Here is a 488-nt window from a genome sequence, read left to right on the forward strand (position 1 = left end):
AAGGGCCTTGAACATTTTTTTGAAACAGGCAGTAAGAAAGGAATACAAGCAGATCACGCTAGTAAATTAGCAAGGCTTCTGGATAGATTAGATTCATCTACTTCTCCGAAAGATATGGATTTACCTGCTTATCGGTTACATCCACTTAAAGGTCGAGAGCAGGGTAGGTGGTCGGTCTGGGTGAATGGTAATTGGCGCCTTACTTTCGAATTTGAAGGAGAGAACGCTATATTAGTAGATTATGAGGACTATCACTAGTAGAGGAGAGATTTTATGCATAAAAGAAGACCTACACATCCAGGTGAAATTCTACTAGAAGATATAATCAAGCCATTAGGACTGACGATAACCGAAGCTGCAAAGGATTTAGGTGTATCTCGTAAAACTCTTTCAGAGATAGTTAATGGTAAGAGTCCTGTTACACCAGAAATGGCTGTAAGAATAGGCATCGCTACTAATACTTCTGCGGAGAGTTGGTTGAATATGCA

Annotated in this window: 2 protein-coding genes; both read left to right on the forward strand. The window is 40.0% G+C overall.

Annotated features, from left to right (window positions below; all coding sequences use genetic code 11):
• Window positions 1-258, forward strand: a 258-nt coding sequence (locus EHO58_RS19465; RefSeq protein WP_135681033.1) for a type II toxin-antitoxin system RelE/ParE family toxin, incomplete at its 5' end; no start/stop codon positions are given.
• 15 nt (window positions 259-273) lie between these two features.
• Window positions 274-488: HigA family addiction module antitoxin (locus EHO58_RS19470; RefSeq protein WP_135681034.1), on the forward strand; the 215-nt coding region annotated here is incomplete at its 3' end.

It is taken from the genome of Leptospira selangorensis (assembly GCF_004769405.1).
In the GTDB taxonomy this organism is placed as follows: domain Bacteria; phylum Spirochaetota; class Leptospiria; order Leptospirales; family Leptospiraceae; genus Leptospira_B; species Leptospira_B selangorensis.